The 24,986-nt window shown below is 61.9% G+C and carries 22 protein-coding genes; 10 read left to right on the forward strand and 12 right to left on the reverse strand.

Annotation, left to right across the window (positions count from 1 at the left end; translation table 11 throughout):
* Positions 1-19: 19 nt before the first annotated feature.
* From OHL11_RS14095 to OHL11_RS14125, 7 genes are all read right to left on the reverse strand, one after another.
* Complete coding sequence (locus OHL11_RS14095; RefSeq protein ID WP_263372169.1) at positions 20-1,669, reverse strand: alkaline phosphatase family protein; 1,650 nt, start codon at positions 1,667-1,669, stop codon at positions 20-22.
* Positions 1,670-1,769: 100 nt separating this feature from the next.
* A complete protein-coding gene (gene hpnJ, locus OHL11_RS14100) occupies positions 1,770-3,251 on the reverse strand; it encodes a hopanoid biosynthesis associated radical SAM protein HpnJ (protein ID WP_263372170.1) in 1,482 nt (493 codons plus the stop codon).
* An 84-nt stretch (positions 3,252-3,335) separates the two neighbouring features.
* Positions 3,336-4,667, reverse strand: a complete 1,332-nt coding sequence (locus tag OHL11_RS14105) for a TolC family protein (protein ID WP_263372171.1) — start codon at positions 4,665-4,667, stop codon at positions 3,336-3,338.
* Between the two features lie 43 nt (positions 4,668-4,710).
* Entirely contained in the window at positions 4,711-5,661 is a 951-nt protein-coding gene (locus OHL11_RS14110; protein WP_263372172.1) for a tetratricopeptide repeat protein, read from the reverse strand.
* A gap of 13 nt (positions 5,662-5,674) precedes the next feature.
* Positions 5,675-6,907 (reverse strand): efflux RND transporter periplasmic adaptor subunit, encoded by a 1,233-nt coding sequence (locus tag OHL11_RS14115; protein WP_263372173.1) that lies wholly within the window; start codon positions 6,905-6,907, stop codon positions 5,675-5,677.
* 81 nt (positions 6,908-6,988) lie between these two features.
* Complete coding sequence (gene recJ / locus OHL11_RS14120; RefSeq protein WP_263372174.1) at positions 6,989-8,851, reverse strand: single-stranded-DNA-specific exonuclease RecJ; 1,863 nt, start codon at positions 8,849-8,851, stop codon at positions 6,989-6,991.
* A 10-nt stretch (positions 8,852-8,861) separates the two neighbouring features.
* Positions 8,862-9,329, reverse strand: a complete 468-nt coding sequence (locus OHL11_RS14125; RefSeq protein ID WP_263372175.1) for a hypothetical protein — start codon at positions 9,327-9,329, stop codon at positions 8,862-8,864.
* Positions 9,330-9,382: 53 nt separating this feature from the next.
* On the opposite strand from OHL11_RS14125, the gene OHL11_RS14130 reads away from it, so the two are divergent.
* Positions 9,383-9,739 carry a (2Fe-2S) ferredoxin domain-containing protein gene (locus tag OHL11_RS14130; protein ID WP_263372176.1) on the forward strand — a complete coding sequence of 119 codons (357 nt, stop codon included), beginning with the start codon at positions 9,383-9,385 and terminating at the stop codon, positions 9,737-9,739.
* On the opposite strand, the gene OHL11_RS14135 is transcribed toward OHL11_RS14130, so the two are convergent.
* On the reverse strand, positions 9,740-10,429 hold the full coding sequence (locus OHL11_RS14135) for an ABC transporter ATP-binding protein (RefSeq protein WP_263372177.1): 690 nt from the start codon (positions 10,427-10,429) through the stop codon (positions 9,740-9,742).
* Between the two features lie 19 nt (positions 10,430-10,448).
* Complete coding sequence (locus tag OHL11_RS14140; protein WP_263372178.1) at positions 10,449-10,970, reverse strand: carboxymuconolactone decarboxylase family protein; 522 nt, start codon at positions 10,968-10,970, stop codon at positions 10,449-10,451.
* Between the two features lie 116 nt (positions 10,971-11,086).
* Between OHL11_RS14140 and OHL11_RS14145 the strand changes: the two genes are divergently transcribed.
* Complete coding sequence (locus OHL11_RS14145) at positions 11,087-12,487, forward strand: hypothetical protein (protein ID WP_263372179.1); 1,401 nt, start codon at positions 11,087-11,089, stop codon at positions 12,485-12,487.
* Here OHL11_RS14145 and OHL11_RS14150 read toward each other — a convergent pair whose 3' ends face one another.
* Complete coding sequence (locus OHL11_RS14150) at positions 12,488-13,729, reverse strand: ABC transporter permease (protein WP_263372180.1); 1,242 nt, start codon at positions 13,727-13,729, stop codon at positions 12,488-12,490.
* A gap of 245 nt (positions 13,730-13,974) precedes the next feature.
* Between OHL11_RS14150 and OHL11_RS14155 the strand changes: the two genes are divergently transcribed.
* Entirely contained in the window at positions 13,975-15,132 is a 1,158-nt protein-coding gene (locus OHL11_RS14155) for a VWA domain-containing protein (protein WP_263372181.1), read from the forward strand.
* 76 nt (positions 15,133-15,208) lie between these two features.
* Here OHL11_RS14155 and OHL11_RS14160 read toward each other — a convergent pair whose 3' ends face one another.
* Positions 15,209-16,579 carry a DUF1015 domain-containing protein gene (locus OHL11_RS14160; protein WP_263372182.1) on the reverse strand — a complete coding sequence of 457 codons (1,371 nt, stop codon included), beginning with the start codon at positions 16,577-16,579 and terminating at the stop codon, positions 15,209-15,211.
* Positions 16,580-16,774: 195 nt separating this feature from the next.
* Between OHL11_RS14160 and OHL11_RS14165 the strand changes: the two genes are divergently transcribed.
* From OHL11_RS14165 to OHL11_RS14185, 5 genes are all read left to right on the forward strand, one after another.
* Complete coding sequence (locus OHL11_RS14165; RefSeq protein ID WP_263372183.1) at positions 16,775-17,878, forward strand: VWA domain-containing protein; 1,104 nt, start codon at positions 16,775-16,777, stop codon at positions 17,876-17,878.
* Between the two features lie 120 nt (positions 17,879-17,998).
* The gene (locus OHL11_RS14170) at positions 17,999-19,756 is read left to right on the forward strand and encodes an AMP-dependent synthetase/ligase (protein WP_263372184.1); all 1,758 of its coding nucleotides are present in this window, start codon (positions 17,999-18,001) and stop codon (positions 19,754-19,756) included.
* On the forward strand, positions 19,746-20,627 hold the full coding sequence (locus OHL11_RS14175; protein WP_263372185.1) for an HAD family acid phosphatase: 882 nt from the start codon (positions 19,746-19,748) through the stop codon (positions 20,625-20,627). The genes OHL11_RS14170 and OHL11_RS14175 overlap by 11 nt, the downstream gene beginning before the upstream one ends.
* Before the next feature lie 53 nt (positions 20,628-20,680).
* Entirely contained in the window at positions 20,681-21,715 is a 1,035-nt protein-coding gene (locus OHL11_RS14180) for an MBL fold metallo-hydrolase (RefSeq protein ID WP_263372186.1), read from the forward strand.
* A 220-nt stretch (positions 21,716-21,935) separates the two neighbouring features.
* Positions 21,936-22,202 (forward strand): helix-turn-helix domain-containing protein, encoded by a 267-nt coding sequence (locus OHL11_RS14185; RefSeq protein WP_263372187.1) that lies wholly within the window; start codon positions 21,936-21,938, stop codon positions 22,200-22,202.
* 88 nt (positions 22,203-22,290) lie between these two features.
* On the opposite strand, the gene OHL11_RS14190 is transcribed toward OHL11_RS14185, so the two are convergent.
* A complete protein-coding gene (locus OHL11_RS14190; protein ID WP_263372188.1) occupies positions 22,291-23,226 on the reverse strand; it encodes a metallophosphoesterase in 936 nt (311 codons plus the stop codon).
* A 101-nt stretch (positions 23,227-23,327) separates the two neighbouring features.
* On the opposite strand from OHL11_RS14190, the gene OHL11_RS14195 reads away from it, so the two are divergent.
* The gene (locus tag OHL11_RS14195; RefSeq protein ID WP_263372189.1) at positions 23,328-24,422 is read left to right on the forward strand and encodes a M24 family metallopeptidase; all 1,095 of its coding nucleotides are present in this window, start codon (positions 23,328-23,330) and stop codon (positions 24,420-24,422) included.
* 66 nt (positions 24,423-24,488) lie between these two features.
* Entirely contained in the window at positions 24,489-24,983 is a 495-nt protein-coding gene (gene accB, locus OHL11_RS14200; protein ID WP_263372190.1) for an acetyl-CoA carboxylase biotin carboxyl carrier protein, read from the forward strand.
* Positions 24,984-24,986: the final 3 nt, after the last annotated feature.

Consider the following 24,986-nt stretch of genomic DNA (forward strand, 5'->3'; position numbering starts at 1 on the left):
CTTGGTTTAGCTCAGCGGCTTAGGGGTAGGTCACGCCCGCAGCTTCAGGCTTCAAGGCTTCGGTGACAACGCGGCCTACGGCGGCGCTCGGGCGGTTGATGCGCAGCAGCGAGGCGAAGGTGGCGGCGATGTCTACCGGAGCGACAGCCGTGTGGTACGTGCCCGGGATAATCGCAGAGCCGTAGAAGTCGAGCGGCACGTGACGATCGTAGCTGTTGGCCGTGAAGTGCGTAGTCGCGATCGTATCGCCGCTGTGAGGGAACTGATACGGGCCGAAGTTCATCCACACGGCCCAGCCGACGTAAGGCGAGTAGCTATGCGCGACGAGGCGGCCGAGCTGTGTTTGCGGAAGGCGGCCGTCACGCATTTCGGTGGTGGTGAAGATAGTGGGGTACGGGTCCATCGGCGCGCGTCCGTTCGGAATATCGTGCTTCGCATAGCTGGCGAAGATCTCCAGCAGCGCCTCGCGCGTGGCGTTTTCGGCGTCTTCTTCCTTCACGCCATTCGCCTTGAGCAACGGCATGTTGAGCTGCAGATAGGGATACATGTAGCCGAGCGCGTACTGACCGTCGCCCTTCTTCGGGAAGCGCTTCTCGAGCGAGGCTTCGACGCTCTTCGTGAAGTCACCCGCGCTGATCTGCGGGACAGGCATGAGGTCTTCCTTCATGGCCGCAGGGCTGGACGCCACACCATGATCGCCGGTGAAAGCGATGAGGACGTTATTCAGGCCGACTTCCTTATCGAGTTCCGTGAAGAAGCGGTCCAGGGAGACATCCGATGCATCGATGAGCGCGCGCTGCGAAGGATCGTCCGGCCCAACGGCATGGCCATTGATGTCGGTAGAAGAGATAGAGATCGTCAGCATGTCGGCGACACCGGCGGGGTTGTTGCCGAGGTGCTCATGCTTGATGAGGTCCATGGCGAAGTCGAGCTGGTAATCAACACTGGCAGGGGTGCGACCGACCGTGCCGTAGAAACTGCCGGTGGTCTTGCCCGAGGCAGCGCGCGCCTTCTGCGGTTCTGTCGCGTTGAACTGCTCGACCCAGTCGGGGAGTTTGCTCATCCAGTAGCTGGAGGTGATCCAGGCGCCGGTGTCCTTGTCGACCCAGTACGCAGCCTGCGAGGCATGGCCGCTGGTGAGCACGGCAGCGCGGTCCTTCAGCGAGACGCCGAAGAGGCGGGCCTTGCCGTTGGTGCCGATGACGAGTTCGTCGCCGAGGGTTGTAGCCTGCTCGCGCTGCGGGCTGACGCCGGGGTAGATATCGTGGCCAGCGGGCTCGCCCACCAGCGTGTAGCGCGAGTCCGTGATGGACTCAACGGTGTGGTACTTTCCATCGGTGCCGAGTTCACGCCACTCGTTGTCGGGAATGTGATGGCCGTCGGTATAGGCTCCGGTGCCGATGGTGGTGTGTCCGGCAGCGGTGATGAGGTTGCCGTAATCGTAATAGCAGTCGGTGAAGTGCGCGCCGTGATTTAGAAAGAGGTTCCAACCGCGCTTGGCCTTGAAGTCCGCGCGCCAGCGGTCGAGGTAGTCGCCCCGGAATTGATCAAACACAAGCACGATCACGAGCTTGGGCTTCGCGTCGTAGGCGTCGGCGTGTGCCGCGGTGGAGGTGGTGAGGATGGATGCCACTGAAAGCAAAGCAAGCGCGCGCGCAAAGATCTTCATGATGACATCTTACGAGGTCGTGGTTACATTGTCGTTTCTTGATGAAGAGCAAACGGCCAGCCCGAAGGCTGGCCGTTGCAGTGAAGCTGCGGGACGCGAACTACGCGTTCATTGAGGTCGTTTCCTGAGCCTTGGTCGAAGCGTCCTCGCGGGCCTTGCGCACCATGTCGTTGCGCTCCTTGCGCAGCTTCATGTAGCTCTTGGCTTCCTCGTAGAGACGGGGAACGTCGCGGTTCACGATCGCCTTCCAGACCACGCGGAACGCAGCCTTGGGACGGAAGTAGTATTCGTCGTAGAACTTGTGCACCATCTCCATGACGTAATCGACAGGCAGGCCAGGGTACTCGATGTGAGCCATCTGGTGACCGCCGTGGTCGTTCATGTCCTTGTTGGTGATGTAGTTGTTCTTGTCGGCGAAGTCGTAGAACTCGGTGCCGGGGAAAGCGTGCGCGATGGAAACCTGAATCGTTTCGCAATCAAGCTGCTTGGCGAACTCGATCGTGTTGCGGATTGATTCCTTGGTTTCGCCCGGCAGGCCGAGGATGAAGTCGGCATGGATGACGAGGCCGAGGTCGTGGCAGTTCTTGACGAACTCGCGTGCGCGCTCGACGGTGGCACCCTTCTTGATGTTCTTCAGGATCTGCGGATCGCCGGACTCGAAGCCCACGATGAGCAGGCGGCAGCCCGCTTCCTTCATCGCCTTCAGGGTCTCGTAGCTGGTGGTCACACGCGAGGTGCAGCTCCAGGTGAGGCCGAGCGGCTTCAACTTCTCGCAGAGCTCGATCGTGCGGCCCTGCTGAATGTTGAAGGTGTCGTCGTCGAAGAAGAATTCCTTCACATGCGGGAAGGCTTCCTTCGCCCACTTCATTTCAGCGGCGACGTCGTCGGTCGAGCGCTTGCGCCAAGCGTGGCCGGAGAGCGTCTGCGGCCAGAGGCAGAAGGTGCACTGCGCCGGGCAGCCGCGCGTGGAGTACAGCGCGATGTAGGGGTGCAGCAGGAACGGCACGTTGTACTTGGTGACGTCGAGGTCACGCTGATAGATCTTGGTCGCCCAGGGCATCGCATCGAGGTCTTCGACCTGCGGGCGGTCCGGGTTGTGCTGGATCACGCCATTCTCGTCCTTGTAGGAGAGGCCGAGAATCTCGTTGATCGGCTTGCGGTTCGCGAAGTCGACGATGGTGTAGTCGAACTCACGACGGCAGATGAAGTCGATCGCCGCGCACTCGTTGAGCGCACGCTCGGGGTCGGTGGTGACCGGCGGTCCGACAAAGGCGATCTTGATGGTCGGGTGCGCAGCCTTGATGGCGTTGGCGAGCGCGTGATCGCTGGACCAGCCCACCGTCGAGGTAAAGAGCACGAGGAACTCGTAGTCCTTAGCGATCTCGATGGTTTCCTGCGCGGAGACGTGATGCGGCGGAGCATCGAGAAGGCGCGAGCCTTCGAGCATGCCAGCCGGATAGGTCAGCCAAACGGGGTACCAGTAAGATTCGATCTCGCGAGTAGCAGGCCAGCGGGAGCTGGCGCCACCGTCAAAGTTCTCAAAGGAAGGCGGGTTCAGGAGCAGTGTCTTTAGGGGCTTCACAGGCTTAGATTTTACCATTTCGGCAATGGCTGCGCTGGGAGGATGCTCGTTTGGTACGGGCAATCATCAGTTAAGGGGGTCGTGCTAGTGGATGGCTGTGCGGAGCCAGCTCGAAAGCTGGCCGGTCTGGCGCATCAGCGACACTTCGGTCTGCAGAAGCTGTTGCTTGGCCTTGAGCAGGTCAAGCTCCTTCTGGGCGATGTTAAGGCGAGCCTTTTCCTCGTCCTTCGGCGTGAGGGGAGCCTGGCCATTGCTCACCTCGCCAGCCTCCGGACGTAGCTGAATCAAAACGGTTTCCAGCGTATCGCGAGCCTCATCGACGTCATCCTGCGCGGCTTCGGCGTTCAACTCAAGCTCGGTCGCTGAGGTCTTCAGCTTCAGGCGTCCCTCCATGAACTGGTCGCGAGCGCGGAGGGCGTCGAAGTGCGCCTTGCGGGCTTCTGCGGCAGACTCGCGGGCTTTGGCGCGGTGCGTCTGGTCGAGCAGCGGAAGGTTGATCTGGATGCCGAGGGAAAGAGAGTTGCGGCTCAGATCATCCTTCTTGAAGGCCGGGTAATAGGTCGAATAGCTGGAAAAGTCGGTGGTAATGCGGGCGTAGTTTGCGCCGAAGCCGACGATGGGGCGATAGAGATACTTTGAATCCGCGCTGGCCTGCGACATCTTGGCACGTTCGTTGGCCTGTGCGGCCTCGAGCGCCGGGCTGATGGTCTCGGGAGGAAGGTGCTCGGAGGTCAGCGTTGCCACATCGGGAATGGACGGGATTGTGTCCGATTCGGTCGAGGGTTGCGAGCCGTTCAGGCCGGTGAGGCGCGCAAGATGGTCGGAGAGCTGCGCAACCTCGGAGTCGGTGGTGAGCATCTGGAGCTGGATGCCAATCATGGTGCGGTGTGCACGCGGCAGCTCGATGTGCGCGTCAACGCCGGAGTTCACGCGGTCCTGTGTGATGCGGACGAGCTTGGCTGCGTGGTCGAGCGCGCGTTGTGCGGCGGCTTTGCGTTGTTGCGCGTTGTTCAGCGCGAGGTAGGTGTACACCGCGTCTTCGGCGACGTCGTCTTCTGCCTGCTGGAGCGCGAACTGGGTGGCGTTCCAGCCGAAGTGTGCGGCGCGAATATAGTCAACCTGCGAGGCGTTCCAGACGAGCGATTGCGCGGAGATCGTGAAGATCGTCGGCACGGAAAGCGGCACGCCGGTGCCTTTGCCGACGCCACCAACGGCTCCGACGACGGGGACGTAGGCAGACTTCGCTTCTGAGAGCGTAGCGCGGGCCTTGTCCGCATCGGCGCGGGCGGACTGTACGCGCGGGTCCGAGCGCAGCGCGAGGTCTACGGCGGAGGAGAGCGAAATCTGTGCGTAAGCGGTGGAGGCGACCGTGGCGATGGCGAATCCAAGCGCGGCGTGTAGAAAGCGTCGTTGCATCGGGTGGTTTGCGGGGCCTCGTGGGCGTCTGGAGAGACGCGGCTTATAAGGAGTTTAGAGCCTTTTGGGCGGGTTCGTAGTTGGCAACCAGAGCGAGTGCCGCGTTGTATTCCTGGCGGGCCGCGTCTTTGTTACCGCGCTTGGCGAGCAGTTTGCCAAGGATGACGTGAACGCTGGGAACTGGCTGGCCGTCCGTCTGCCCGGCAGTGGCGGAAAGGTATTGGCGCAGCCAGCGCTCGGCGAGGTCGAGGTGGCGCTTCTGTTCGATCAGGATTTGCGCGGCATCGACGAGGGAATTGCCCGAATTGTGCGCGGCAGCGACGCCTTTCTGCAGCGCGTCGAAGCTCTGGTCGTACTGCTTGCGGTGGCCGTAGTAGAAACCGAGGTCGGTCCATGCGCCGGAGTCGCCAGACACCGCCACGGCGGCGCGAAATTCGCGTTCGGCGGTGCCGTAGTCGTGGTCCTTCTCGGCGGCAAGGCCGAAAGCACGGTGCGCGGACTGAGGCAGCATGGCTTCAACGCGATGGCCGAGAGCATTGGCCTTGTCCGTGCCGCCGCCGACCATGCCTGGAGCCGCGACGTAGAAGTCGGTGAGGTCATCGACGGCGGGGTGGTACTTCGGATCGAGGTCCACGGCGCGCTCAAAGGTGCTGCGAACCTTGCCCGCGAGCTTCATGCCGGAGAGCGGCCCGGAATGATCGGCCTGCAGGCCGTAAGCGCGACCGAGCCAGTCCACGCTCGCGGCTGACGTGTGCGCGGCGACCGCGGCTTCACAGCTGGCAACGGCTTGATCGATATGGTGTGCGGCGAAGTGCGTGCGGCAAAGCAGGAGTTTCTGCGCCGGCGTTGCGGGCAGCGAGTTCAGCTCGGTAAGAGCTTCATCTAGCTGGCCGTGCACAAGCAGCTTTTCTGCGGAGCCGAGATCAGCCGCATGAGCAGCGCACGAGACTGCGGCGAGCAGAGCGATGGAAACGAGTTGGCGAAGGTTGGGCACGGTCAGCCTCGGGTTACTGGACCTTGACGCGAGCGCCGTCGGCGAGGTCCACCTGCGTGGTAGCGCCCAGGGCGATCACGTCGTGCTCGTTCAGACCGCCGGTGATCTCGACGCGGGTGAGGTTGACGACACCCACCTGGACGTTCGTGCGTACGAGGCGATTGTTCAGGATGCGGAAGACGTAGTTCGTGGTGCCTTCGGTGTGCAGGGCCTCGCGCGGAACACTGAGGACGTCCTTGCGCTCGGAGGTCGTGACGGTCACGGTGACGTTTGTGTTCGGCAGCAGGTCATCGCTGGGGTCATCGACGGTGATCAGGCATTCGCCAACGTTACGCGTGCCGTAGGTGATGACGGTCGTGGGCGCCTGCGAGATGTGGCCGTGCCAGACGCGGTTCAGCTTGGCGTCCCAGACGATCTTGACGGTCTGACCGACGGCCAGCTTGCCGATTTCCGGCTCGTCGAAGTAGGCGCGCACTTGAAGGCGCGAGAGGTCGGCGACGTCGAGCAGGGCTTCACCTGCCTGCACGAAGTCATACTGCGAGACGGGCAGGGAGTAGACCGTGCCCGAGAAGGGCGCGCGAATGTCGAAGTCCGAATAGGCCTTCTGCGCGGCGGCGAGAGCGGCGCGCGATTGCGTGACCTGCGCCTTCTGCGAGGAGATGTCGGACGAGCTGTAGCGCGAGGTGGACCGGGATTGCAGCACGGCGACGCGGGTATTGGCGTCGTTCAGGCGCTGACGCGCGCTGGCAACCTCCGCGGGCGATACCGAACCCTTGGCCTGAAGCGACTGCATGGTGTTCAGCGAAGCCTGGGCTGAGGCCGCCTGCTGCTGCGCAGTCTTCAGGTCCGAGCTGGAGCTGAGCAGTTCTTCCTGCGAGCCACCCTTCTGCAGGTTCTGCAGGCTGTTTTCCGACTGCGCGACGGAGGCTTGCGCCTGAGCGACCTTGCTCTGGACGTCGGCGGTGTCGAGGCGCATCAGCTCCTGGTTCGCAGCCACGTGCTGGCCCAGCGAAACCATCAGCTTTTCGACGAGAACCGGACCGGGCGCATGCGCCTGGAAGTCTTCCATCGGTTCGACCTTACCGTTGGTCGAAATGGTGCTCAGCAGGTTCTGGCGTTCTGCCGTGGCGGTGCGGATGGGGGTCACTTCACGGCCGCGGGAGAAGTACACAGCGGCTGCGATGACGACCACAAGGAGGACGATCCAGATCCAGAGACGCGACGATTTTGATTCCTGAGCAGCCATGAGTTCGAAAGGACAGTATATAAGACTGCCGACGCGGAAAGAGGTCGCAAAACCTTTGACGCTTTGGGGGTTGAAAGGGACTCAGCGGAGGAACGTGGTGTTGCGGAGTGCGAGAATTTCCATCTCCCAGCCGCCGAAGTCGGGGTGCCAGTTGCGACGGAGGCGGTAGACGACGTCGAGCGCCGAGCCCTGTGCCCACTGCGACTGACGCGCGAGGGCCACGAAGTCGGTTCGGGCACGTGACCAGGCCATGCCGCCAAGACGTCTGCCATCCTGCGGATCTTCGAGCGTAAGGCGAAGGTGCTTGTCCTTGATGACCCGCCAGGCCTGCGCGAGGCGGAGGTTGCGGGTAAGGAAGGTCGGCTCCGGCGCGGAGTTGCCGAAAGGACCCAGGCGTTCGAGAGCCGCGAAGAACTCGTCGTTCAACTCGTCGAGCGTGATTTCGAGATCGCACTCGACAGGTTCGATGACCGGAACAGCCGGCCGGTGGATGGCGGCGTAAGCGGCGAGGCGCTCTCGCAGTGCTGCCACATTGGAGCTGGGCAGCGCGAAGCCGACGGCGTGGGCATGTCCGCCGAAGCGGTCAAAGAGCGGCTGTCCGGTGGCCTCGCGGTGCTCGGCGTGCGCGGCGGTGATGGCATCGAGCAGGTGGAAGCCCGCGATAGACCTGCCGGAGCCGTGTGCGCTGCTGGTGCCATCCTCATGCGCTTCATGCGTGAGCACGAGCGCGGGAGAGGCGGTGCGGTCGACGACGCGCGAAGCGAGAATGCCGACGACGCCGCGGTGCCAGGGGCTGGCGGAGGCTTCGTCGTCGAGCACCAGAGCGGCGGCCAGGCCTTCTTCGCTGGCGGCGAGCTGTTCGAGGCGCGCTTCAATCTCGCGCAGGGCCTCCGCCTCGGTAGCACGGCGATCGTCGTTGAGGCTGTGGAGCTTTTCGGCGAGCGAGCGGGCGAGTGCGGCGTCGCGCGTGAGGAACATCTCGACGACGTCGGAGGCGACGTCCATGCGTCCGGCAGCGTTGATGCGCGGGGCGATGCGGAAGCCGACATCGAAGCTCGAGATCGGGCGTGCGAGATCGATCTGGGCGAGTTCCATGAGCGTACGCAGGCCGGATTGCGCGGGCTTGCGGAGCTCCAGCAGGCCGAGCGACGCGATGACCCGGTTTTCGCCGGTGAGCGGCACGGAATCTGCGATGGACGCGATCGCGAGCAGCTTCAGGAAGCTCGGCAGAATGCGTGTGCGGATGCGCGCGAGTTCGTCGTCGTCGGCGGTGGACTCCATAAGCGCCTGCGCGAGCTTGTAGCTGACCGCAGCTCCGCAGAGATCCTTGTAGGGATAGGTGTCGTCGGGCTGGTTGGGGTTGATGACCGCGAGCGCGTCGGGGACACCTTCGCCGGTGTCGGGCAGGTGATGGTCGGTGACGATAAGGTCGAGGCCAACCCGTTTGGCTTCATCGGCAGCGGCAAAGGCTCGGATGCCGGTATCCACCGAGACGACGAGTCGCACGCCTTCGTCGGCGGCTTCGGCGAGGCGCGAGGTGCGGATGCCGTAGCCTTCGCGGATGCGATGCGGGATGTGGTAACGCACGTCGGCGGTGACGCCGAGAGACTGCGCGGCGCGTTCGATCGCTGTCTTGAGCAGCACGGTCGCGACGGTGCCATCGACGTCGTAGTCGCCGTAGATGAGGATGGGTTCGCGGGCGAGCAGCGCGGCGCGGAGGCGTTTGACAGCGGTGCTGATGCCGAGCATACGCAGCGGCGAATGCAGTTGCGCGATGCTTGGCGAGAGGAAGTCCTGTGCTTTTTCGACGGTGTCGAGACCGCGGCAAAGCAGCAGCGCGGCGATGCCCGCAGGCACACCGAGTTGCTGCGCAAGCGAAGCTGAGGCCTCGTTGCGTTCAGCGAGCGTGAGCCACTCGGGTGCGGGGACGGCGGGATCTGACATCGCGGTGAGGCTAGAGGGAGTCGTCGTCGTGGTCGTCGATCATCAGGTTGCTGAGACCGGATACGGAGTCGAGCAGCTCCTGGAACTGGTCGTACCAGGGCGTCGCAGCTTCGTAGAGATAGACCACGCCGCCAGCGGAGAAGCCGAGCTGCAGGTAGCCGATCTTGCCGACGTGCTGGGTGAGCGACTGCGCCTCCTCAAGCTCGTGGGCCTCATGGTCCGGGTAGTGCTGGTCGCGCACCTGTTCGAGCAACGTGGCGACGTCTTCAGGCTCGAGCACGACTTCGCTCATCGTCACGAACGGAACGTTGGCCGACTTGGCGTGCTCGACGAAGTCCTTCCAGCTTTCGGGGTCGTCGTCTTCAAACAGGACAGCGGCGAGCTCTTCGGGGACGAAGGCGGTCATGGTGCGAAGACCGTGGCCGGCGATGAAGGCCACCATGTCGTCTTTCACGGTCAAGAGATCATCAAGAAGCATATCTACAACATTCTCACAGAAGCGGATGTGCGATTCCGGGCATCCAAGCAAACATGCCGAATTACGACCATCACGTATTCATTTGCACGAACGAACGCGGTCCGGATGCCTCGCGCCCGAGCTGCGGGCATGAGAAGAGCAAGGCTTTCAAGGGACTGCTGAAAGACGCTGCGAAAAAGGCGGGCCTGAAAGGTCGTGTCCGCGTGCAGGAGACCGGATGCCTCGACCAGTGCGAGCATGCGCCGGTCGTGGTCGTCTACCCGGAGGCCGTGTGGTACGGCTTTGTGGGCAAGAAAGACCTTGTCGAGATCGTCGAGCAGCACCTGGTTGGCGGCAAACCGGTGGAGCGTCTGCGCCTGCCGGAGTCATGCATCAACAACGAGCATTGCCCGCACCGCGAGAAGAAGTAGCTAGCCCGCCGCCACGAGTTGGCCGCGTACGAGACGCAGTGAGCGATCGCAGCGCGCGGCAAAGTCGAGGTTATGCGTCACCAGGACGCTGGTCAGGCGGCGCTCTCGGTGAAGCTCCTGGAGCAGAGTGAAGACGCTCTCAGCGGTAGTGTTGTCGAGGTCGCCGGTGGGCTCATCGGCGAGCAGCAGCTTGGGTTCGGTGACAAGCGCGCGGGCGATGGAGATGCGTTGTTGCTCGCCGCCGGAGAGTTCTCCGGAGCGGTGTGCCGCACGGTCTGCGAGGCCGACGCGTGCGAGCCATTCTTTGGCGCGGCTAGTGGCTTCTTTCTGGGCGACACCACGTGCGAGCAGCGGGAGTGCAATGTTTTCGAGCGCGGAAAACTCCGGCAGCAGATAGTGAAACTGCCAGACGTAGCCGATCTCTGTGTTGCGAAACGCAGAAGACGCGGCCGCCGATAGCTGCGTGATATCACGGCCGCCGATGAGGATGCTGCCTTCGCTGGGCTTTTCGAGCGCGGCGAGCAGGTGCAGCAGGGAACTCTTGCCGGCGCCCGATTCACCGACGACTGAGACCATTTCGCCTTCCTCCACCGTCAGCGAAAGCTGGCGAAAGAGTTCGAGCGCGGCGGTGTTCGCGCCGGGAGAGGCAAAGCGTTGCGTCAGGCCTTCGGCTTGGAGTAGCGGTGGCATCAGGTTGAGGCTACACGATCTAGTCTTCGGCGACCTTGCCGCCGTCGTCGTCGACCGCATCGCGCATCTCGCCGTCCTTCGGCTTGGAGGCCTTCTTCGGATCCCACTGCGGGCGGAACGCCAGGCCGAGACGGTTCCACACGTTGATGTTGGCGATGGCGAGCGTGAGGTCGACGAGGTCTTTGCCGTCGAAGAACTCCCGGATGGCTTCGTACTCCGCGTCGCTGGCGTTGTTGCCGTCGGGCAGGCGCGTCAGCGTTTCAGCCCAGGCGAAGGCCGCTTTCTCACGCGGCGTGAACGCGTCGCTCGTTGCCCATACAGCGACGGAATCGATGCGCGAGTCAGGCTCATGATGCTTCTGTAACTCATGCTTATGCGCTTCCGTGCAGAACTCGCAGCCGTTGATTTGCGAAACGCGGAGCTCGATAAGCGCCTTCAGCACCGGGTCGAGCGTGGTGGCGATGTTGAGGTAGTGACCGAAACCACGGAGTGCGGCTACGCCCTCGGGGGCAATCTCGGTGTAGCGGAGGCGTTCGGGCATTCGGCAAAATCCTCTCAGCGGTGCTGGCCACTCTCCTCCGGGCCTTTCTCCCCTAATAAGATGAGTGCATGTTCCGCAATGTTGTTTGTACTGTGGTCTTCGTGTTGATGCTCGGAGTGAGCAGAACCGCGTTCGCGCAGGAGAACGCACCCGAAGAGAAGATCGACGACAAGCCGACGGTGATGGCGTCGGAGATGGACCGCTTCCTTGCGAAGGATTGCTGCGGGCCGATCACGCCCGGCGGGCAGCAGTTGCTGCAGGTGCTCGACGCGATGGATGTAGAGCGGCTGTGGCCGCAGCACATGCACGTGAACTGGAAGACCGGTTGGCCTGACGGAGTTTCCCACGGCAATCACAGCACGCACTGCTCGGCATTTGCGGCGGCTGTCGGCGATCGGCTCGATGTCTATATGCTGCGTCCGCCCGACCACAGCCAGTCGCTGCTGGCAAGCGCGCAAGGCCGCTGGTTTGGCTCCGCTGCAGGGCGACGCGACGGCTGGAAGCGCGTGAGTACCTGGGATGATGCGCAGCGGTTTGCGAACCAGGGACAGCTTGTCGTGGTCGACTACATCAACCCGAATCACCACGCGCCAGGGCATATCGCGATTGTGCGTCCTGCCATGAAGACATTCGCGCAATTGAAGGAAGAAGGCCCGGAGACGACGCAGGCAGGTGCGACGAACTTCCGCGATGGCAACACCGTGCGGAGCTTCGCCAGGCACACCGGCGCGTGGCCGCATGGGTTAGTCGTCTACGCGCATGAAACGCGGCTGTCGCGTGGAGACTTCGGCAAGGCGCAGATCGTCCCCGCGGCTTTAGTCCCTGTGGATCCAGGCGGAAGCGTTATGGCGCATCCCGTCGATGAAACAGCGCTCAAGCTGCATCCTGCTCCCGTGGAAAGAGTCGGCCAGGCGGCGAATGCGATCGACGCGACGAAGACCGGTTGCTGTGGGCCGATCACGGACGCTGGCTGGCAGTTGATTCATGCGTTGGACAGCATGGACGTCGAGCATCATTGGCTCGCCGACCGGCATGTTGAGTGGAAGAGTGGCGACCCGACGAGTGAAATGCTGACCGACGGCAAGCCGCATACGCATTGCTCGGCGTTTGCAGCGTCGGCAGGTATGAAGCTCGATGTGTACATGTTGCGACCGCCCGACCATGGCGAACTGTATCTCGCGAGCGCGCAGGGCAAGTGGTTCACAACCGACGATGCCGCAGCGAAGGGGTGGGTGAAGGTGGTCACCGCAAAGGAAGCGCAGGAGCGCGCAAACCGCGGCGAGTTAGTCGTGCTGGATTACGTCGCGACCGAGGCTGGCAAGCATGGGCATATCGCGATCGTGCGCCCGGCGGTGAAAACGGATGAGCAACTAGCCGCCGATGGTCCGGAGACGATACAGGCTGGGCAGACGAACTTCGCTGACGGCAATGCTGTGAAGAGCTTCAAATCTCACCCCGGCGCGTGGCCTGCGAAAGTATTGATGTACGCGCATCCGACGAAGCTGGCGGCTCAGTAGCTACTCGTAGCGTAGAGCCTCGGCAGGCAGGATGCTTGCCGCGTTGCGCGAGGGGTAGAGCGTAGCCAGCAGGGAAATGCCAAGCGAGACGCTGCCCACGATCACCGCATCGACGACACGCGGCGCGAAGGGCAGGTAGCCGATCGAGTAGACACTGGCGTCGAGTGAGATGCGGAAGTGTGAACCGGCGATCGAGGCGATGTAGCCGACGACTGTGCCCATCACCGTGCCGACCGCGGAGATGAGCAGCCCTTGCCAGAGGAAGATGCGGCGCACCTGCGCAGGGGACACGCCGAAGCTCATCATCACAGCGATGTCGCGGGTCTTCTCCATCACCATCATCGTCAGCGCGATGAGAATGTTCAGCGCAGCGATCACGACGATGAGCGCGAGCACGATGAAAGTGACGTACTGTTCGAGCTTGAGTGCGCGGAAGAGCTCGCGGTTCTGCTCCATCCACGTAATGGCCTGGAAGCCCGGGCCGGCGGATTGCTCGAGCGCGCGGGCCACCTGAGGCGCGCGGTAGAGGTCATCGAGCTTGATGTTGATCACGCTGATGAGGTCTGGCTCGGAGAAGAGTCGCTGTGCGTCGGTGAGGCGCATGAGCGCGTAGGCGTTGTCGTACTGGTAGAAGCCCGACGTGAAAATGCCGACGACGGTGAACTTTTGGTAGCGCGGCACAAGGCCCAGCGGCGTCAACTCACCTTGCGGGCTGGTGACGAGGACGGTGTCGCCGACCTGCGCACCGAGCGTATCGGCGAGGTCGTGGCCCAGCACCAGCGGCGGTGTTGCGATCACGGTGCCGGTGGTCGCCTGCGGTTCAAGCTCTGCGGCGGAGCCTTTTGTCATCGAGCTAAGCAGCGTCCCGACGGTGCGCTCGTTCGCCGGAATGATGCCTTGGATGAGTGCTCCGCCTGAGCGCGCGCCGCGGCTGATGAGGACCTGGCCGTAAAGTCCGGGAGCGATCGCGGTCACGTGGTCGACGTGCTGGAGGCGATCGAGCAGCGGACGCCAGTCGCGAATGCCGTCACCGGCCGAGCGCATCATCTGGATGTGCGCGGTGGCGCCGACGAGGCGGTCCTGGAGGTCGCGGCGCATGCCGTTGGTGATGGCAAGCGCGATGATCAGCGAGGCCACACCTGCGGCGATGCCAATGACGGACAGCCCCGTGACGAGGCCGACCACGCGCTGGCGGCGGCGGGCGCGGAGATAACGAGCGGCGATGAAGAGTTCGAAGCGCACGATGAGTTTCTAGGATACGCGGCGGCCACGCTGCTTGTGGAACGCCTGAAAGATGCACGCTTGCGCGGCTCAAACGTGAGTGACATAATTCGGCTGCGCCTCTGGTCGGGACGTTCCCCCACCGTTCGTCTCTTGATAGGAGGCGCAAATTGCTCCGGTCTGCCGGGGCATTTTCGTTTTTTAGTGGTGTACTGCGAGCAGAACGGTTCTGCCGTCTAAGCTGGTAAGGCGAGGTGTGTACGGGCATGGGTTTGTCGCGAGGGCTTTCGGCAGCGCTTCTGGGTTTGGCGATGATGGGCGGAGTGGCGCGTGCGCAGGAGCCTGCGGATCCGCAGAAGAAGACTCCGCCACCCGCCAGCGATGACTCCGGCCCGGTGCAGAGCAACGACGGCATCGTTCTGCAGAAGAAGACCGACGAGCAGAAGCAGCAGCAACAGCCTGCTGCGCCCGCCGAGGCTCCGACGCAGAACCCGAACGGGCAGATTTTTTCGATGCGTGTCGATGTGCCGATCGTGAGCCTCGACGTGAACGTGCTGCTCGATAAGACCCACCAGTTTGTCCCGGGCCTGAAGCCCGAGAACTTCCTCGTGCTCGAAGACGGCGTGGAGCAGAATGTCACTTCGGTGCGCACGTCGAAGGCCCCGATCACGGCGGTAATGCTGCTGGAGTTCGCCTCGACCTCCTGGCCGTTCTTGCAGGACATGCGCAACACGGCCGACAGCTTCTTCCGCACCATCCAGCCGGATGACTACATCGCGGTAGAAACCTTCGATATGCGCACGCATATCCTGACGGACTTCACGAACAACAAAGAGACCGTGGATGAGGCGCTGAACAGCCTGACGATTCCGGGGTTTCGCGAGACGAACACCTTCGACGCGCTCTATGAAACGCTCGATCGCCTCACGCGCATCGAGGGTCGCAAATACATCATCCTCGTAGGTTCGGGCATCGATTCGATGTCGAAGCTGACGCTGGACAAGATGCTGGCGAAGGTGAAAGCGACGCCGAATGTGACGATCTTTACGATCAGCACTGGGCAGTTGCTGTTAACACTCGCGGATGCGCGCGGGCAGCTTGGACCGATGACGCGCATGTCGTACCTGCAGGCCGACAACCAGATGCGCGCAATCTCGGAGATGACCGGCGGTCTGGCATTCAAGCCGATCTTCCAGGGCGAGCTGCCCGACATCATGTCACAGATCAATGAGTCGATCCGGAATCAGTATGTGCTGACCTATCGACCGACAAACACGAAGAACGACGGCAGCTATCGCAAGGTGAAGGTCCTGCTGGTGGACAAGGAAGGGCGTCCGTTGAAGATGCAGGACGAGAAGGGCCGACAGTTGAAGTACTCCGTCGTGGCGCGCGATGGTTATAAGGCGAAGCTGCCCGTGGAGTAGGTAAGTGAAGAGTACGCAATACGAAGGGCCTGAACAGAAGTTCAGGCCCTTCGCATTGCACAGTAACGACTGCTGACTAGTCCAGCGTATACATCGCCAGACCCGAGAGCAGCTTCGGATAGAAGTCGGTGGACTTCTGCGGCATCACTTCGAGGTTCAGCGAGATGTCCTTCATCTGCTCGAGCGTAACGGGCTTGATGAGGAAGGCGACATCAGCATTGCCGCTGCCCACCTGCTGCAGGGCTTCGGTAGCTTCACGGACGTAGCGTACGTTCGAGCCGGCGCGGACCGTCTCTTCGCTAAGGCCGAGCATATTCTCGAGCACAACCTTGTGAAGCTGCGTGACGTCGAGCGCAGCCTGGCGTGGTGAAAGCTTTGCCAGCAGCGGAGCGATCGCATCAGCCTTCGGCGTAAGCAGGAAGTCACCCTCGCGCGTCGCAGCGACGAAGGCCACGCCTGGCTTGCCAGCAAGCTTTGCAAGCAGCGTCGGTGCGCCGGGGTAGTGGCCGTCGGTCGTGTTCGGGATTTCCTCGACGTCGAAGTACGTCGAAGCCTTCTCGGCAAACGCTCGGCCGTTGAAGTCATTGAGGCCGAAGACAACGCGATGCGTCGGCAGGATCGTGATGCCGGGCGCGTCGGCGTTGACGAAGGTCATCATCATCGCGGCTTCAGGGAATGCGGGAACGGGCAGGCCGTTCTCGTCGAGCTTCGGCTGAGCCGACTTCGGGTCGATGCCGAGTTCTGCGGCGCGCTCCTGCATGTAGGTCGTCGAGGTCTCGTAGCGATGGTGACCGTCAGCGATCAGCAGCCACTTGTCGTCCATCGCGGCGAGCACCTGCTGGATCAGCGCAGGGTCGGCCAGCTTCCAGACGCGGTGCACTACGTTGTACTCGTCAGTGATCTCGAGGTCCGCAGCCTTGGTGGCCCCGCCGGCCTTCGAGCCGAAGATCAACTCTTCCGCCGTGAAGGTCGGGTCCGAGTAGAGCATGTAAATCTGCTCGCAATATGCGCGCGTTGCCTTGAAGAGCGAGAGGCGATCCGACTTGTGCTTGGGGAAGGTCTGCTCGTGACGATAGACGACCTTGTCGGCATAGTCGTGCAGGTGGCCGAGGCCGATGAAACCGCGGCGCTCGCGAACTTCTTCCGTGCCGGGGACGGTGTAGGTCTGCGAGTAGCCGTACAGCGCGGGCTCGGCTTCCGGCTTCAGAATCTCTTCTTCGCGCCAGGCTTTGAGCGTTGCGGCTGCGCGGCTGTAGACGTTCTCGATCTCGTCATCGGTGGACTTCTTCTTGCCGAGAATGACGCGGATGAGGTTGTAAGGGCTGGCCGCGTAGTAGGCATCCTGCATCGCGGGCGAGATCTTGTCGTAAGGCTGAGTAACCACATCAGCCATGTTGACGCGGGTGGTGTCGTAACGAAGGGCGCGGAAAGGATACAGACGAGCCATGAGTGTCTCCATTGTATCGACTTACGAGCCGCTGAAAGGTCACGAAGAAGTAAATGGCCCGGGAAGCCTCTGGCGGGCAATGCGCGTCTCAGTATGTGGCGCGCTGGATGTGGGGCGCTGGGGCAGAGTATGCTCCCGATGGCGTAGATTGGACGGATGCGACCGCCGAACGATGTGCGGTCCGCGAGGGAGAGTATGGGTCTTTTGAAGAGCCAGGTGTGGGGAAGTGTTCTTGCTGTTCTTTTGCCGCTGGGTGCGGCGACGCCGGTGCGTGCTCAGCAAACGACTCCCGCGACGAAGAGCCCCGATCTCACGCACGATAGTGACCCCGTTCCGTCCGCCGACCCGGACAAGAAGATCGTGACGGCCACGCCGCAGCAAACGCAGGCCCCGAGCTCCAGTGTGGGACAGATCACCGAAGAAAACGGCGAATTCACGCTGCGTACAGGCGCGTACGAAGTACGTCTCAATGCATCGGTCGTTGACTCCCGCGGTGTACCTGTGGATTCGTTGCCGAAGTCGGCCTTTCAGGTCTACGAAGATGGTGTGCAGCAGAACATCCTCGGATTCCGCCATGAGGATTTGCCGGTATCGCTGGGTATCGTCATCGACAGCTCTGGTTCGATGTACGACAAACGCGCCGCTGTGGATGCGGCGTCGATCGATCTCGTCCGGCTGTCCAATCCGCAGGATGAAGCTTTCCTCGTGGATTTCTCGTCGGAGCCTTATCTTGATCAGGACTTCACGAGCAACGTCGCTCAACTGCAGAAGGGGCTCGCGTATGTGAAGTCCAGCGGCGGTACGGCGCTTTATGACGCTGTGGTCGCTTCGGCGGACCATCTGGCGAAGTCGGCGAAGAACAGCAAGCAGGTTCTGCTGATCGTGACTGACGGCGATGACAATGCCTCGACGAACGCCACGCTGGAAGCGGCGATCCGCCGTGTGCAGAACCTCGATGGCCCGGTCATTTATTGCATCGGTTTGCTCTTTGGTGATGATGTCTCCCATAGCGAAGCGAAGCATTCGCGGCAGGTGTTGACGGAGCTTGCGAACCAGACCGGCGGCGCAGCGTACTTTCCGAAGTCGCTGAAGGAAGTGGACGACATCGCGAAGGACGTAGCGGCGGATATTCGTACGCAGTACACGATCAGCTATCGCTCCACGAACCCGCCGCAGAACGGCGGCTACCGCCAGGTGCACGTCGAGGCGAAGGAGAAGGGTTTCCGCAACCTGACGGTGCGTACACGCGCGGGCTACTTCCCGAAGATCGCCAAGGCACCTGCGGCACCTTCCAAATAAACAACGCATAAGTCGAAGCACATACGGCGGTTGCGCATTACCCGGCATCTGAATGAGGATGTTTCTCGGTAAACGCAGCCGCCTTCGTGCGTCTGCTTGCTGATGAGGGAGTCCCAAACGATGCTTGAACTCAACACTGTGAACGATGTCTTTGCGAAGGTTGCTGCCCGCGGTACGGATACCGTGGCGATGAAGCAGGTTTCCGGCGGATGGGAGCCTATTTCGGCGAAGACAATGGTGGGCCGCGTGCGCGCCGTGATGCAGACGCTCGAACGATGGGGTATTCAGCGCGGCGACCGCGTAGCGCTGGTCAGCAACAACCGTTGGGAATGGCCGGTGGTGGACTTTGCTGTGCTTGCGCACGGCGCGGCGGACGTGCCGCTGTATCAGACGCTGACGCCCGAGCAGATGGGCTTCATCCTGCGCGACTCCGGCGCCAAGGCGATCTTCCTCGAAGGCAAAGAGCAGTACGAAAAGCTGACGCAGGCGGGCGAGTTGCCCGCGCTGGAGCACGTAGCGGTCTTCGATGAAGGCTCCTTTGCGAATGCAGAGAGCTTTAGCGAAGTCCTCAAGGATGCAACTTCGCTCGAAGAGTTCGACAACTCGTTGCGGGCCAAGTTGCTCGAGGCGAAGCCCGAGGATCTGGCGACGATCGTCTACACCAGCGGTACGACCGGCGACCCCAAGGGCGTGATGCTGACGCATAAGAACCTCGCGTCGAACCTGCGCTACTCGACCGACGGCCTCTACATCACGGAGAACGACTCCTGCATTTCGTTCCTGCCGTTGAGCCACGCTTTGGCGCGCCATCTTGATTACGCGCTCTATGCGAACCACGCGACGCTGGCTTATCTGCCCAGCTTCAACGATCTTGCGCCGGCGATGAAGAGCGTACATCCGACCATCTTCCTCGCCGTGCCGCGCGTCTTCGAGAAGGTGCGCCAGGGCGTCGAAGGTAAGAGCACGGGACTCAAGAAGGCCATCTTTGGCTGGGCTCTCGGCGTGGGTGCGAAGCATCGCGACGAGGTCGCGGCCGGCAAGAAGCCGAGCGGCTTGCTCTTCTCGATCGCCGACAAGCTGGTGTACTCGAAGATTCGCGAAGCGTTTGGTGGTAAGGTGCGCTTCTATGTGTCGGGCGGCGCTCCACTGGGCAAGGAAACTACAGACTGGTTCCTCGACGTTGGCATTCGCGTCTTCGAGGGGTATGGTCTGACGGAGACCTCGCCGGTGGTTTCGCGCAACACTTTCGACGCGTGCCGCATTGGCTCCGTTGGCGAGATCATCAAGAACTTCGAGGCCCGCACCGCCGCCGATGGGGAGATCGAAGTGCGCGGCGACGCGGTCTTCGCGGGCTACTGGCAGAAGGAAGAGGCGACGAAGAAGGAGTTCACCGAGGACGGCTGGTTCAAGACCGGCGACATCGGCAAGATCGAAGAAAACTTCCTCTCGATCACGGATCGCAAGAAGGAGTTGATGAAGACTTCGGGCGGCAAGTACATCGCGCCGCAGCCGATCGAAAGCAAGCTCAAGGTAGACGCGCTCGTGGGGCAGGTGGCGCTCATCGGCGATAATCGTAAGTTTGTCGCGGTGATCGTTTCACCGAACCTGCAGGCGCTGAAATCCTGGGCATCGAAGAACGGCGTACAGGCGACGGAGCCGGAGAAGCTGGTCACAGACCCGAAGGTGCAGAAGGTCTACGAGGCCATCGTTGAGAAGGCCAACGGTTCGCTGGCACACTTTGAGACAATCAAGAAAGTTTCTGTCGTGCCCGAAGAGTGGACCGTGGAGTCAGGCGAATTGACGCCCAGCATGAAGCTCAAGCGGCGCGTAATCAACGAGAAGTACAAAGACAAGATCGAGGAGATGTATGCGGACTAAAGCAGGATGGTGGGCCGTCGCGGTGATGACCACGGCGACCGTGATGCAGGCACAGCAAATTGTTGTTCCGACAGATCACTACGGCCCACCGACCACCTGCAAGCTCCGCGACAAATCAGGCGCACTGACGCTGCCCGCGACTCCCGCCGACCCCGCGAAGATCGCCGCCGCACATGGCGAGCAAGGTATCGGCGAGGGTGTTCAACCTGCCGGAATGACCGTGCTGTCGTTCGACGAACCGGTGCAGAACCTGCAGTTCAGCTACGACGCCATGCGCGAGTACACCGACTGCGTCGGTACGCGGGGATGCTACTGGTCCGATCTGGACGCACAGTATCGACGCGCCGAATCTACTTTGGCGGACCAGGTCAAGCAGGCGAAGAAGGGGGAGAAGCTCGCCGTCGTCATGGACATCGACGAGACCACGCTGAGCGGCTATTGCGAGATGCGCCGTGAAGACTTCCACTACGACGGCAAGGCCTTCAATGCGTGGGTGGTGAGCGAGGAAGCGAGCGTCGCAATCCCGGGAGCAAAGAGGCTCTTCGACGAAGCCAGGCATCTCGGCGTGACGGTCTTCTTCATCACCGGGCGCGACGGTGCGACCGAGCCTGGTAAGACGGTCGACCAGACCGCACAGACGGCGCACAACCTGAAGCTGGCCGGATTCGACGGCTACGGTGGACTGTACCTGCGTCCTGCAGACATGCTGCATGGCAAGACGATCGCCTACAAGTCCGCGATGCGCGAGAAGATCATCGCGCAAGGCTATCGCATCGTGATGAGCATCGGCGACCAGTGGAGCGACCTGCTTGGCGCCCCGCAGGCGACGGTGAGCGTGAAGCTGCCAAACCCGATGTACTTCATTCCGTAACGACGGAAAGATATCAATCGCATCAAACAGGACATGCGCCGCATCCAAAGCGCATGTCCCTTTTGTTGCGCGCGAAAAAGATTGAAGGCAAGTTTCAGAACCCAGCACCCACGGTGATGGCCGGGTTCAGTATGGCCTTCAAGGTGTTGCCGCTGTACCTGAAGAACCGCGAAGAGAGCACACCGCGCAACGCGATTGGCCCTTTCCACACCGACAGCCTTATCTACGCGAGCGAGCCGCACACCGGCATGCGTCTGACGTGGTTCGGACATTCTTCCGTGCTGCTCGAGATCGACGGCTTTCGCGTCCTGATGGACCCGATCTGGGAGAAGGGCGCTGGCCCATTCGGCGTCTTCGGCCCGAAGCGCTTCTTTGCGCCGACGATGCGACTGGAAGACCTGCCGCCACTCGACGTCGTGCTCGTCTCGCATGATCACTACGACCACTTCGGCGCGAAGACCCTGAAGCGTTTGAACGAGCTGCCACAAACCCTCGGCGCGCGCTGGGTCACGTCACTCGGCGTGGACCAACGCCTGCAGAAGCTCGGCGTGCCGACCGAGCGCATCACCGCGCTGAACTGGACCGAGACTGTAGAGCTTGGGCATGGAGAGCACAAACTCCGCGTCACCTCGTGGCCTGCACGCCATTTCTCCGGTCGCGGCCTGGGGGATCGCTTCAAGACGCTTTGGGGATCGTTTGTGCTGGAGGGAGAGAAGCACCGCGTCTACTTCGGTGCGGACTCCGGCTATTGGGACGGTTTTGCGGAGATCGGCGCGCAGTACGATCGCTTTGATTTGGTCATGCTGGAGATTGGCGCCTTCCATCCGCTTTGGTCGGCGATCCACCTTGGTCCCGACAACGCGGCCAAGGCATTCGCTGACATGGGTGGCTCCGCGAAGTGCGGCGTACTGTTTCCAATTCATTGGGGGCTCTTCAACCTCGCACTCCACGCGTGGCGTCAGCCGATCGAGGAATTATTGTCACTTGAGGATGGAAAGGATCTGCGTCTCTGGTTACCGAAGCCTGGCGTGCCTACCGACTTTGACGCCGAGAACCCCTCTCGCGAGTTGTGGTGGAAGCAGTATTAGAATCAGTGGTTTGCGCGTCCTAACTTCGAGTTCTTCCTGATGCATGTGTTGCGTCAATGATTCGTGGCAAGTTGTACAACAGCAGGGATTTACTCAGCAAGCACGGCGCAGGAAAGTAAGGCGTGGCCGTGAGAAAAGGCTTGCAGGGCTGTGGAAAAGCCGGTACAAAAGGACACAACCGCCGGAAAAACCGGAAGACTCGCCTGAGGAGAAAGATACGATGACTGCTAACACGCTGGGACAGGTTGCGGTTCGTGAAGTCATGGATATCCGCCAGGCCGCGGAGTATCTCGGCATCAGCAGCGACACGCTGTATCGCTATGCCAGTGAAGGATTTGTGCCTGCGTTCAAGCTCGGCAACCGTTGGCGTTTCCGCAAGAGCCTGCTCGATTCGTGGATGGATGAGAAGAGCGGCGTAACGCCTTCGGTCGCCTTGGAAGATGCGGTGGATGCCACGCAGAAGAAGCCGATGGGCAGAGCGCGTTAAGAGCAGTTCAGGTCAAAAAACGGCAGGCACGGGTGGAATTGCGTGCCTGCCATTTTTTTGTCGAAGTTATGGCGGTAAATCGCTGTAACTATGCGCGTTGTAGCGTGATTTCGGTGATTTCCGCCGGGCAGTTGAAGCGGAACGGAACGCCGACGGTACCGACGCCACGATTCACGTAGAGCTTCATGTGCTCGAACTGGAAGGCACCCTGAACGTAATGCTTGCCGAGCGGAGGCAGTACGAGAGGGCCGACGCCTGGCAGTCGGATCTGCCCTCCATGCGTGTGGCCGGAGAGCATGGCGTCGATGAGTGGGAAGCGGGGATGCTTCACCACGTGATCCACGAAATCGGGCTCGTGCGCGAGCAGGATCACGGGAGCCTTCGGGTACAGCGGAATCGACATATCGAGGTCGGGAAGGCGGATGCTGGCATCGTCCGCGCCAGCGAGCCACAACAGGTCGGAGCCGCGCTCGAGAGCGAAGAAGCTGTCTACGAGGACAGGCGTCCGGTGGGCTTCCAGCGGCTCGATGACGCGGTTCGCGCCGACGGCGACGTCATGGTTACCGAGAATGCCGAAACGTTGCGGAGCCTTGAGCTGGCTGAGGATCTCCGCGCATTCACCGGCAGCCTGAGTGATTTTGCGCTGCGATCCGCCGCGGCTGACGAAGTCCCCGGTGATCAGCACCACCTCTGGATCCATCGCATTCACCTGTCCGATGACCTGTTCAAGGAACCAGGACTCGGTGAAGCCGTGCAGATGGAGGTCCGAGATCTGCACCATGCGGAAGCCGACGAAGGCGTCCGGCAGGTTGCGGATGGGCAGCGTGATTTTGGAGTGCACCAGCTCGTGTCGCGCCAACGTATTCGAGTAGGTGGCGAGTCCTGCAGCGGCGAGCCCGGCGGTCGTCAGGAACGCGCGGCGCGTATACGAGGGTGCACGGCCACTGGGCGCCGGCGCAAGGTGGATGCGGTCCTGGGGGCGCGTCGTGGTCAGCGTCTCACGGGGGGTGCTTTCGATGCCCATAGGTCATGATACCGGTCGTTGTGCGAATCATTCCAGCGGGAGTGGTGGGTTCTGGTACGTGTTGCGGAAATCCAACAAGCAGCCTGCGTAGAATGACCGGGATGCGATTTGCCGAAAGACGAAAGCGCGCGTTAGCGACCGCTGCCTTTGAGGGGCTTGATGGGCTGCTCGTGACGCATGGAGCGGACGTACGTTGGCTGAGCGGATTCACGGGCTCGAGCGGAGCCGTGGCGCTGCGCAAAGGCTCGCCAGCGGTGCTGTTTACCGATGGCCGTTATACGACGCAGGCCAAGGCCGAAGCTGCTGGAATGCGTGTGGTGATCGGCAAAGGCTCTCCCGGTTTGCTCGCGACAAGGTGGTTGACTGAACGCGCGGCGCGGAAGGTCGGCTTCGATGCGGCGCAGACCTCTGTGGCGGAGTTTGAAACATTCCGCAAAGCCGTACCTGCGGAGGTTCGTCGCGGATTTTTCGTCGCGAAGGCCGAGTTCGTCGCCAAGCTGCGCGAGGTGAAGGACGCCGACGAGATTGCGAAGATGCGCTCAGCCGCGGCGCTCGGCTGCAAGGTATTCAACGAGAACCTTGAGGCGCTGCTGACGGGCGCGGAGTCTGAGGCGGAGTTTGCTCTGCGGCTGGAGGCTGCGGCCAAGCGCGGCGGGGCCGAGGCGATGAGCTTTGACACGATCGTTGCTGGGGGCGAGCGGTCGGCGCTGCCGCATGGCCGGGCGAGCGCGGCGAAGCTGCCGAAGCGTGGATTTGTGACCGTGGATTTCGGTGTGGTGCTCGACGGCTACTGCTCGGACATGACGCGAACTGTGTTTCGTGGCAAGGCTTCCAGGCGTGAGCGCGAAGTGTATGATTCCGTGCTGGAAGCGCAGGTTGCGGCGGTCAATGCGGTACGCGCGGGCGTGACTTGCGGCGAGATTGATGAGGCTGCGCGCAGCGTGTTGCGCAAGGCGAAGCTCGACAAATGGTTCACGCATTCCACCGGGCATGGCGTAGGGCTGGAGATCCACGAAGGCCCCCGCGTGGCGGCTCACCAGAAACAGCAGCTCGTCGAGGGTATGGTGATTACGATCGAGCCGGGCGTTTATCTACCCGGCGAGTTCGGAATGCGCATCGAAGATACGGTGGTGGTGAACCACGATGGATGCGAGGTCATCACTTCTGGCAGCCCGAAGGTTTGGACTCAGCGGTAGGGAAGTTACACTAAGCAGGACAGTTTCTCGAAGTACGCATGTTTGCGAAAAGGACAAAGGAAGAAGATGGCATCTGCACAGGATTTGAAGGATTTGCGCGAGTTGGTGGAGTTCCTGAAGGCCAACGAGATCGCGGAGTTTGAGCTGGAGCGCGAAGAGGTAAAGATTGCGCTGAAGTTTGCGAGCGCGATCGTCCAGCCTGCGGCCCAGATCACGTACGCGGCTCCTGCAGCAATGGCGGCGGCTCCAGTGGCTGCTGCTCCTGTAGCGGCACCGGCGGCAAGCGCTCCCGCAGCTGCTGCACCGGCAGCAGATGACCTCGCTGGTGCGCACATCGTGAAGTCACCGATCGTGGGCACGTTCTATGCGGCGCCTTCGCCGGACGCTGACACGTTCGTGAAGCTGGGTGACAAGGTATCGACCGGCAAGGTGCTTTGCATCGTGGAAGCGATGAAGCTGATGAACGAGATTGAATCGGATGGCGCGGGCGAGATTGTGAAGATTTTCGTCGAGAGCGGTCAGCCGGTGGAGTACGGTCAGCCGTTGTTTGCGATCAAGTAGTCT

Origin of the sequence: Granulicella cerasi (genome assembly GCF_025685575.1) — a bacterium.
GTDB classification, from domain to species: Bacteria; Acidobacteriota; Terriglobia; order Terriglobales; family Acidobacteriaceae; genus Granulicella; species Granulicella cerasi.

Bases quoted from the DNA above. Each gene is read 5' to 3' on its own strand.
- OHL11_RS14180 (WP_263372186.1), top strand. From the start codon at position 20,681: ATGTCCCTTTTGTTGCGCGCGAAAAAGATTGAAGGCAAGTTTCAGAAC.
- recJ (WP_263372174.1), bottom strand. From the start codon at position 8,851: ATGTCAGATCCCGCCGTCCCCGCACCCGAGTGGCTCACGCTCGCTGAA.
- OHL11_RS14170 (WP_263372184.1), top strand. From the start codon at position 17,999: ATGCTTGAACTCAACACTGTGAACGATGTCTTTGCGAAGGTTGCTGCC.
- OHL11_RS14095 (WP_263372169.1), bottom strand. From the start codon at position 1,669: ATGAAGATCTTTGCGCGCGCGCTTGCTTTGCTTTCAGTGGCATCCATC.
- OHL11_RS14160 (WP_263372182.1), bottom strand. From the start codon at position 16,579: ATGGCTCGTCTGTATCCTTTCCGCGCCCTTCGTTACGACACCACCCGC.
- OHL11_RS14165 (WP_263372183.1), top strand. From the start codon at position 16,775: ATGGGTCTTTTGAAGAGCCAGGTGTGGGGAAGTGTTCTTGCTGTTCTT.
- OHL11_RS14185 (WP_263372187.1), top strand. From the start codon at position 21,936: ATGACTGCTAACACGCTGGGACAGGTTGCGGTTCGTGAAGTCATGGAT.
- OHL11_RS14195 (WP_263372189.1), top strand. From the start codon at position 23,328: ATGCGATTTGCCGAAAGACGAAAGCGCGCGTTAGCGACCGCTGCCTTT.
- OHL11_RS14155 (WP_263372181.1), top strand. From the start codon at position 13,975: ATGGGTTTGTCGCGAGGGCTTTCGGCAGCGCTTCTGGGTTTGGCGATG.
- accB (WP_263372190.1), top strand. From the start codon at position 24,489: ATGGCATCTGCACAGGATTTGAAGGATTTGCGCGAGTTGGTGGAGTTC.
- OHL11_RS14135 (WP_263372177.1), bottom strand. From the start codon at position 10,429: ATGCCACCGCTACTCCAAGCCGAAGGCCTGACGCAACGCTTTGCCTCT.
- OHL11_RS14190 (WP_263372188.1), bottom strand. From the start codon at position 23,226: ATGGGCATCGAAAGCACCCCCCGTGAGACGCTGACCACGACGCGCCCC.
- OHL11_RS14140 (WP_263372178.1), bottom strand. From the start codon at position 10,970: ATGCCCGAACGCCTCCGCTACACCGAGATTGCCCCCGAGGGCGTAGCC.
- OHL11_RS14175 (WP_263372185.1), top strand. From the start codon at position 19,746: ATGCGGACTAAAGCAGGATGGTGGGCCGTCGCGGTGATGACCACGGCG.
- OHL11_RS14130 (WP_263372176.1), top strand. From the start codon at position 9,383: ATGCCGAATTACGACCATCACGTATTCATTTGCACGAACGAACGCGGT.
- OHL11_RS14125 (WP_263372175.1), bottom strand. From the start codon at position 9,329: ATGCTTCTTGATGATCTCTTGACCGTGAAAGACGACATGGTGGCCTTC.
- OHL11_RS14115 (WP_263372173.1), bottom strand. From the start codon at position 6,907: ATGGCTGCTCAGGAATCAAAATCGTCGCGTCTCTGGATCTGGATCGTC.
- OHL11_RS14105 (WP_263372171.1), bottom strand. From the start codon at position 4,667: ATGCAACGACGCTTTCTACACGCCGCGCTTGGATTCGCCATCGCCACG.